Below are 7,965 nucleotides of genomic sequence, written 5' to 3'. Positions count from 1 at the left end.
GCTGTTCCTGATCGTGGCCTCGGTCGCGGTGTGCTGCACGGCGCTGACGGCCGGATTGAGGCGGATCTGGGACGCCGCTCTGTTCGCGCTGGCGCCGACCCTCGTGCTGCATCTGCTGACGAACTGGGACATCATCGCGGTGGCGTTCTCGGCAGGCGGCCTGCTCGCCTGGTCCAGGCGGGCTCCGAAGCTCGCCGGGATGCTGATCGGGCTCGGCATCCTCACGAAGCTCTATCCGGCCCTGTTCCTGCTCGGGTTGGCCTTCCTCTGTCTTCGGGCCGGGAGGCTGCGCGAACTGGCCCGGACCGTCTGTGCGGCGGCGGTGACGGTGCTGGTGGTCATCGTCCCGCTGTGGCTGACCGCCGGCTACTTCAACGCGGAGAACGCCCGCGTCGGCGACAGCATCTGGTCGACCTTCTGGCGAGGTGGTGACTGGACCCGACTGGTCGGTGGTGGTCCGGACGAGGCCCGCAACGCCATCGCCCGGTTTTTCGACCTGAACTCCGACCGCGGCGCCGACTGGGACTCGCTGGCGTTCGGCGCGACCTGGCTTGCCGGCCGCTACGACCCGGCCTGGTTCGGAGCGCTGCACCTGGTGGTCTCCGCGCTCACCGCCGTCGTCCTCGTCGCGGTAGCGGCGGCCGCGATCCATCATCGGCCCGATGCGCGCCGGCTGGTCATCGTGGCGGCCACGGCCGGCTGGGTGACGATCGTCGTCGCCCTTCCGATGATCCTGCAGGGCCTGCGGGACAACGGCCTGCCCATCTCCACATTGAACATCATCACTGGGGCGGCCCTGCTGGTCTCGGTGATCGTCATCGGGTTGCTCACCTGGCTCGCACCGCGCCGGCCCCGCCTGCCGCAGGTGCTGTTCCTGCTCGTCGTCGCCTTCCTGCTGACCAACAAGGTCTTCTCACCCCAGTACACGATCTGGCTGCTACCGCTGGCGGCACTGGCTCGGCCCCGATGGCGGCTGTTCTTGCTGTGGCAGGCCTGCGAGGCGTGGGTCCTGTTCACCCGATTCATGCACTTCATCTACAACGACACGCATGGTCGTCAGGGCATCGACCGGGGATGGTTCGTCGGCGCGGTGGCCCTGCGCGACCTGGTGCTGCTCGTCCTGGCCGGATTCGTCGTCCGGGAGATCCTGCATCCGCATACCGACATCGTGCGGACCGGCGGAATGGCGTACCCGGGTGATCCGCGTGTCGCGGTCGGCTCTGCTGCCGCCGGCGATCCGGACGCCGTCGACGACCCTGCGGGCGGGGTGCTGGACCATGCCCCCGATGCCCGCGGCGGCCGGCCGGCGTGGGTGGCGGCGGCCACCGGCAAGCCGGACGGCGGCCCGGCCGCCGGCAGCGCCGACGGGGCCGGGTCCGGCGGTGCATGATCCGACCGGGCCGGGGATGGTCCGAGCGGCCTGGGCCCGGCTGCCGGAGCCGGTCCGGGCCACGCTGCCGATCTGGTTCGGGAGCCGGGTCGCGGTCGCCTTGCTGGCGCTCGCTGCCGCGCGGGCCCTTACCTCGGCGCCGGCGCGAAACGCTCCCGGCCTGCGCACACTCTGGGACCGGTGGGATGTCGGCCTGTTCACGAAGGTCGCCCGGTACGGCTATCTCTCCCCCGCCTACTCGGACCGGACAGAAGTCGACTTTCCCGGCCTCCCGATCGCGATGCGGATCGTCCATATCGTCGTTCCGGACTGGATCGTCGCGGGTCTGGTCGTGTCGTTCCTCGCCGGTTCGGTCGCGGTCGCCGCGCTGTGGCGGTTGGCCGCGGACGAGGTCGGCAAGCCCGCGGCGCAGTTCGCCGTCCTCAGCCTTATCTGCTTCCCCTACGCGGTGTTCCTGTTCGCCGCCTACTCGGAGGGTATCTTCCTGGGGTTCGCTACGGCGTCCTGGCTGGCGGCACGCTGCCGCCGCTGGTGGTTGGCCGGCCTGCTGGGCGCCGGGGCAGCATCCGCCAGGATCAGCGGTATTCCCTTCGGGATCGCGTTGGCCGTGCAGTACGTCGTGAGCCGGCGCTCCGCCGGCCTCCCGGTGGTCGCCTGGCCGGCGTTGTCGCTGGGGCTTCCACCCATCCCCGTCCTCGCTTATCTGGGCTATCTCAGGATTCGCACCGGGGGCTGGGGCTCCTACACGGACGCGATGCGGGACGGCTGGCACCGAGGCCTCGACTGGCCCTGGTCGGGCTGGGCCGCCACCTGGGCATCGGCCACGGATGGCAACGGTGCGTCGACCTTCGTCTGGTTCTGGCGCGGGGAACTGCTCGCGGTGGTCGTCGGGGTGCTGCTGACCATCATCCTGCTGGCCGGGAGACGGTGGGGTGAGGCGACTTTCCTCGGCGTGATGACCGCGATAATGGCCTGCACGAATTATTATGCATCGGGAATCCGTGGAATTCTGGTGGCCTTTCCGTTGTATCTGATGCTCGCGCGAGCCGCCGCGCGGCAGAGCTGGGTACAGTCGGTATATCTCTGTATCTGTACACCGATCATGGCAGCCCTGGTCGTCGCCTTCACGCAGGGGCAGTGGGTGGACTAGCCTTTCCCCGCACGGCGCCTTCGGCGCCGTGCGGGGGCCCCTGGCATGGGGCGCCGTGCGGGGTTTCCGTCACCTCGCCTTCGGCGTTTGGGACTACGGGAGGCGGTGCTGTGGACATGCAGGATGCCCAGCCGGGTCAGCCCGGCACCGGGGACGTCGGCGGCGACCCGTCCGGGGGCGGCCACGACTCTTCCCCGGGCGGCCACGGCGGTTCCGGGTCCGGGCGCGTCGGTCCGCGGCCGGCTGCCCGCATGCTCGCGGTGGTCGCGGTCGCCGCGGCGCTCGCGGCGCTTGTGTTCGCCCTCGCGGACCCCTCCCCCTCCCGGCACATGCGTGGCCTCCTGATCACGGTGAACCTCGTCTGCCTCGCCGGGGTGTTCACGGCGTGGCTTCGCGTGGTTCTCGTGGTCGGGGCCGCCAGGGCCCCCGGAGGAATCGAGTAAGCTCGGCTGGACATACCGTGCGCCGGCGTACGTGTGTCCATCCGCTGGTCCAGGCCGACCACTCGTCATGATTGGTCGGTGCGCCTCCGGGTGGCCCTCGTGCACTGATGATCGTCTGGATGTGCTGACGGGCGGTCCCCTCTCGGATCCATCGCGTCGAGCACGTTCGAGACGGCACAGGTTCCGGTCGCGGTCCCTCCTGCCGCGGAAGATCCGTGGCCGCCAGAGTCCACAGGAGGTGGGTTCAGTCTTGGCACGTCATTATGAGCTCATGGTGATCCTCGATGCTGACCTCGAGGAACGCACCGTCGCGCCCTCTCTCGACCAGTACCTCGGTGTCGTCCGTCAGGGCGGCGGCGTGGTGGAGAAGGTCGATGTCTGGGGCCGGCGCCGGCTCGCCTACGAGATCGCCAAGAGTTACGAAGGCATCTACGCCGTCATCGACCTGCATGCGGAGCCCGACGTCGTCGCCGAGCTCGACCGTCAGCTCGTCCTCAACGAGTCGGTCATCCGCACCAAGGTCATTCGGCTTCCAGAGCCGAAGAAGCCACGTCAGAGCCGCCGGGCGGCGGCGTGATCCGGTCCGCGGCGACGGCAGTCCCCGTGCCGTCGTGGGCCGCCGATCTCCGGGAGAGTGCCCATGGCTGGTGAAACCGTCATCACTGTCGTCGGCAACCTAGCCAACGACCCCGAACTGAGGTTCACCCCGAACGGTGCCGCGGTCGCCAGCTTCACCGTCGCCTCCACGCCGCGCACCCTCGACCGCCAGACCAACGAGTGGAAGGACGGCGAGGCGCTGTTCCTGCGCTGCTCCATCTGGCGCCAGGCGGCGGAGCACGTCGCCGAGTCGCTGCAGAAGGGCGCTCGGGTCATCGTCACCGGCCGCCTCAAGCAGCGGTCGTTCGAGACCCGCGAGGGTGAGAAGCGCACCGTGATCGAGCTCGATGTCGACGAGATCGGCCCGAGCCTGCGTTACGCCACCGCCAAGGTCGTCAAGGCCGCGCGCGGCGGTGGTGGCAGCAGTTACGGGGGCGGTGGCGGAGGCGGCTACGGCGCGCCCGCCGGTGTTCCCGCGGGGGCTCCGGCCGGCAGCTACGGCGGCGGTAGTGGTGGAGCACCCATCGATGACCCCTGGTCGCAACCGGCCGGCGGCTACTCCGACGAGCCACCGTTTTGAGCGGCCGGTCGTCGTCCTCGCGAACGACACAACGAGGTAGGAGCACACCCATGGCCAAGGCGGCCGTGCGCAAGCCCAAGAAGAAGGTTTGCGTTTTCTGCAAGGACAAGGTCGACTACATCGACTTCAAGGACACTTCGCTGCTGCGCAAGTACATCTCCGACCGGGGCAAGATCCGGGCCCGTCGGGTGAGCGGTAACTGCAGCCAGCACCAGCGCGACGTGGCGACGGCGGTGAAGAACAGCCGCGAGATGGCGCTGCTGCCCTACACCGCCTCGGCCCGGTAGGGGGTGGCGATGAAGCTCATCCTGACCCAGGAGGTCCCCGGTCTCGGCAGCCCGGGTGACATCGTGGAGGTCGCGAACGGGTACGGGCGCAACTACCTCGTGCCCCGCCGGTACGCGATCCTCGCGACCAAGGGCGCGGAGCGTCAGGTCGAGCAGATCAAGCGGGCCCGGTCGGCCCGCGCGGTCCGCGATCTCGGGCACGCTCAGGAGATCGCCGGTCAGCTCGGTGGCCTCAAGGTCGAGCTGACCAGCCGGGCGGGCAAGGAAGGCCGCCTGTTCGGTTCCGTAACGGCGGCCGACGTGGTGGAGGCGGTGACCGCCGCGGGTGGCCCCGAGCTCGACCGGCGCCGCGTCGAGCTCACCACGCCGATCAAGTCCCTGGGCGCCTACACCGTCGCCGTGCATCTGCACCCCGAGGTGACCGCGACCGTGAAGCTCCAGGTCACGCAGGCCTGACCAGGGCCGGGCGGTCCTGATCGCGGCCGGATGGGCCCGAGGCCGGGCGGTTCTGACGGCGGCGTCCGCTGTTTCTCCCGCTGTACCGCCGCGCTCGCTGTACCGGCTCCCCTGGCCGACCGTCTCAGGCGGCCGGCCAGGGGAGTTCGTTGTGCGTGGGGCAAGGGGCGACGAGCAGATCCGAAACTTTTTCTTATCCACAGGGCACTCGCGATGCGGGCGCCTGCCAGCTGGGTTTCGTCGAGGCTGTGGTCTCGGGTGTCCACAGGTTTCCGGTTTCCGTCCCGATGTCCTCCCCAGGTTCCGGCCGGTTGCCCACAGCTTTTCCACAAGGGCATGTGGATAACTTTTTGCTGGGGGTGCCCGCCGGTCCGTAAAGTCGGACCCTCCAGACTGAGGAAGGTACTTCTAGCCTGATCGGGCCAGGTCTCCTTCGGTGACGCGGGCGGCGCCCGGCGAGAGGCTCACCGGAGGCCGCCCGCCCGGTCCCTGCTGGGAGCTCCCGGCTGACCGGGGGCGGAGCGGTCCGTTGACAGCGATTCCGATCCGTACGAACATACGTTCGAATACGGGTCTACGGGAGTCCCGGGAGGGTGCGTCGTGAGCGTCACCGAGATCTCGCGTGGTTCCGGTGGGAGTACGGAGTTCGACCGGACTCCTCCGCACGACCTGCCCGCCGAGCAGAGCGTGCTCGGCGGCATGCTGCTGTCGAAAGACGCCATCGCCGACGTCGTCGAGGTCCTGCAGACGGGTGACTTCTACCGTCCCGCGCACGGCCTCGTGTACGAGGTCATCGGCGATCTCTACGGCCGGGGGGAGCCTGCGGACGTCATCAGCGTCGCCGCCGAGCTCGGCCGCCGCGATCTGCTCGAGCGGGTGGGCGGTCCGGCCTACATGCACACCCTCATCTCGAGCGTGCCCACCGCGGCCAACGCCGGGTACTACGCCCGTATCGTCGCGGAGAAGGCGGTCCTGCGCCGCCTCGCGGAGGCCGGCACCCGCATCGTGCAGCTCGCCTACGGCGCGGCTCCGGACGTCAGCGACGTCGTCGACCGCGCCCAGGCGGCCGTATACGAGGTGACCGAGCGCCGGACGAACGAGGACTACCTGCCGCTGGGGGAGCTGCTCAACCCGGCGCTGGAGGAGATCGAGTCCATCCAGGGGCATGACGGTTCGCTGACCGGGGTGCCCACCGGTTTCGTCGACCTCGACGAGCTGACCAACGGCCTGCACGGCGGCCAGCTGTGGATCGTCGCGGCCAGGCCGGCCGTGGGCAAGTCGACCCTCGGCCTGGACTTCGCCCGGGCGGCGTCGATCAAGAACGGGATGGCGTCGGTCATCTTCTCGCTGGAGATGAGCCGCATGGAGATCACCATGCGGCTGTTGTCCGCCGAGGCGCGGGTGTCCCTGCAGAACCTCCGCACGGGCCGGCTCACCGATGACGACTGGGGTCGCCTGGCCCGCCGGATGGGCGAGGTCGCGGAGGCCCCGCTGTTCATCGACGACAGCCCGCACCTGACGATGATGGAGGTCCGGGCGAAGGCCCGGCGGTTGAAGCAGCGCAACGAGCTGCGCCTGGTGATCCTCGACTACCTGCAGCTGATGTCGTCGCCCAAGAAGGTGGAGAACCGTCAGCAGGAGGTCAGCGAGATCTCGCGGTCGCTGAAGCTGCTCGCCAAGGAGCTCGACGTTCCGGTGGTCGCCATCTCCCAGCTCAACCGCGCCTCCGAGCAGCGGGCCGACAAGCGTCCCCAGGTCTCCGACCTGCGCGAGTCCGGAAGCCTGGAGCAGGACGCCGACGCAGTGATCCTGCTGTACCGGGAGGACACGGTCGAGAAGGAGTCGGCGCGCGCCGGCGAGGCGGACCTCATCATCGCCAAGCACCGCAACGGGCCGACCGGCACCGTCACCGTCGCCTTCCAGGGCCATTACTCACGGTTCGTCGACATGGCGAACTGAATTCTCGGCCCGGGGGCGGGACGAGGCCCACGGGTGGAGAGCGCCAGCGGCCCGGCGGCGGGCCGGGTGGGCGCCCGGGTGTGTTTGGCGTGGTCATGGTCCATGTTGGCGGACCGCGATCTCCCGATGGTGCCAGACTGGGCGGTATGAGTTTCAGGATTATCCATGGCGAGTGAGGGGCGGGACGGCGGGCAGCCCGCCGGAGCGGTCCTCGAAGTCGCCCGGTTCGACATCAAACCGGGCAGCGAAGACGATTTCGTCGCCGCGTATCACGGGGTGCGTGCGGAGCTCGTCGGCACGCCGGGCTGTCGTTCCGCGCGGATGACCCGCGGGGTCGAGTCACCGTCGAGTTTCGTGCTGCTCGTCGAGTGGGACAGCTTGGACGCCCATCTGACGAACTTCCGGGAGTCGGAGCGGTTTGCCCGCTGGCGCGCCGTCCTCGGCCCGTACTTCGACGGCACCCCGACGGTGGCGCACAGCGCGGACGTCCCCGCCGGTCCCGACCCGGCCTGACCCTCGACGACCGCCGGACTTCTGATCATGACAGCGTTCTTCGGGTACCTGTTTTTCGCGCCGCTCACGGCGCTCTTCTTCGGTTTTCTCATCTGGCTGGTACCGGCGATCCTGCTTCGGAACACGGACGTGGTGAGCCGGCTGAACCTGCGGCCCTTCGCGTTCTTCGTCACCGGCTACGTCTTCAGCGGGCTGATGGCCCTCTACCTGCTGGTGCTGGACGCCGGCCACGACGTCGCGCCGGCGGCCGGCGTCGTCGCATCCCTGGCCCTCGTCTGGGCTGTCCGGCGGCAGTGGCGCCGGCACCGGCCACTGGGCACGCGGCAGGTGGCGAGCATGCGCCGTGACGGCCCGGTCCAGCCGGGGCAGCCGGGTTATCCCGCTCCACCGGTGCCGTCGGGTTATCCGCATCAGCCCGGCCACCCGTACTCCCCCAGGCCGCAGGCCGGGCCGGTCGCGCGAGGTCCGTCCGGGTATCCCGAGGCCGCCGGATATTCGCCTACGCGGCCGGATCAGCCCGGCCCGGGCGGGGGAGGAGACGACCCGGCAGGCGGGGCGGGTGATCCCGGTCGCCCCAGCCAGTCGGGGCA

General features: G+C 69.7%; 10 protein-coding genes. All 10 read left to right on the top strand.

Translation table 11 applies throughout. The features are described 5' to 3' along the window. A partial coding sequence (locus AC08OJ_RS12170) for a glycosyltransferase 87 family protein (protein ID WP_476595772.1) occupies window positions 1-1,390 on the top strand: 1,390 nt, incomplete at its 5' end. Beyond that, complete coding sequence (locus AC08OJ_RS12165; RefSeq protein WP_476592883.1) at window positions 1,383-2,540, top strand: hypothetical protein; 1,158 nt, start codon at window positions 1,383-1,385, stop codon at window positions 2,538-2,540. The genes AC08OJ_RS12170 and AC08OJ_RS12165, both read left to right, overlap by 8 nt. A gap of 116 nt (window positions 2,541-2,656) precedes the next feature. Beyond that, window positions 2,657-2,983 carry a hypothetical protein gene (locus tag AC08OJ_RS12160; RefSeq protein WP_462204047.1) on the top strand — a complete coding sequence of 109 codons (327 nt, stop codon included), beginning with the start codon at window positions 2,657-2,659 and terminating at the stop codon, window positions 2,981-2,983. A gap of 250 nt (window positions 2,984-3,233) precedes the next feature. Further along, window positions 3,234-3,560: a 30S ribosomal protein S6 gene (gene rpsF, locus AC08OJ_RS12155; RefSeq protein WP_476592884.1), complete on the top strand. Its 327-nt coding sequence runs from the start codon at window positions 3,234-3,236 to the stop codon at window positions 3,558-3,560. 63 nt (window positions 3,561-3,623) lie between these two features. Next, entirely contained in the window at window positions 3,624-4,160 is a 537-nt protein-coding gene (locus tag AC08OJ_RS12150) for a single-stranded DNA-binding protein (protein ID WP_476592885.1), read from the top strand. A 50-nt stretch (window positions 4,161-4,210) separates the two neighbouring features. Beyond that, window positions 4,211-4,447, top strand: a complete 237-nt coding sequence (rpsR, locus tag AC08OJ_RS12145; RefSeq protein ID WP_011438874.1) for a 30S ribosomal protein S18 — start codon at window positions 4,211-4,213, stop codon at window positions 4,445-4,447. A gap of 9 nt (window positions 4,448-4,456) precedes the next feature. Next, complete coding sequence (gene rplI / locus AC08OJ_RS12140) at window positions 4,457-4,903, top strand: 50S ribosomal protein L9 (RefSeq protein WP_011438873.1); 447 nt, start codon at window positions 4,457-4,459, stop codon at window positions 4,901-4,903. Window positions 4,904-5,503: 600 nt separating this feature from the next. Next, window positions 5,504-6,862, top strand: coding sequence for a replicative DNA helicase (gene dnaB / locus AC08OJ_RS12135; RefSeq protein ID WP_476592886.1), 1,359 nt, complete (start codon window positions 5,504-5,506; stop codon window positions 6,860-6,862). Window positions 6,863-7,027: 165 nt separating this feature from the next. Then, the gene (locus AC08OJ_RS12130; RefSeq protein WP_476595771.1) at window positions 7,028-7,375 is read left to right on the top strand and encodes an antibiotic biosynthesis monooxygenase family protein; all 348 of its coding nucleotides are present in this window, start codon (window positions 7,028-7,030) and stop codon (window positions 7,373-7,375) included. Window positions 7,376-7,402: 27 nt separating this feature from the next. Next, on the top strand, window positions 7,403-7,965 hold a 563-nt coding region (locus AC08OJ_RS12125), incomplete at its 3' end, for a hypothetical protein (protein WP_476595770.1).

The sequence above is a fragment of the Frankia sp. CgKIO3 genome (assembly GCF_977946435.1).
Note: the sequence above shows the minus strand (reverse complement) of the source record. Positions and strands in the feature narration are given on the sequence as shown.

Excerpts from the sequence above, each read along its gene's own strand:
- AC08OJ_RS12160 (WP_462204047.1), top strand. The coding sequence starts at position 2,657 with ATGCAGGATGCCCAGCCGGGTCAGCCCGGCACCGGGGACGTCGGCGGC.
- AC08OJ_RS12150 (WP_476592885.1), top strand. The coding sequence starts at position 3,624 with ATGGCTGGTGAAACCGTCATCACTGTCGTCGGCAACCTAGCCAACGAC.
- rpsR (WP_011438874.1), top strand. The coding sequence starts at position 4,211 with ATGGCCAAGGCGGCCGTGCGCAAGCCCAAGAAGAAGGTTTGCGTTTTC.
- rplI (WP_011438873.1), top strand. The coding sequence starts at position 4,457 with ATGAAGCTCATCCTGACCCAGGAGGTCCCCGGTCTCGGCAGCCCGGGT.
- AC08OJ_RS12130 (WP_476595771.1), top strand. The coding sequence starts at position 7,028 with ATGGCGAGTGAGGGGCGGGACGGCGGGCAGCCCGCCGGAGCGGTCCTC.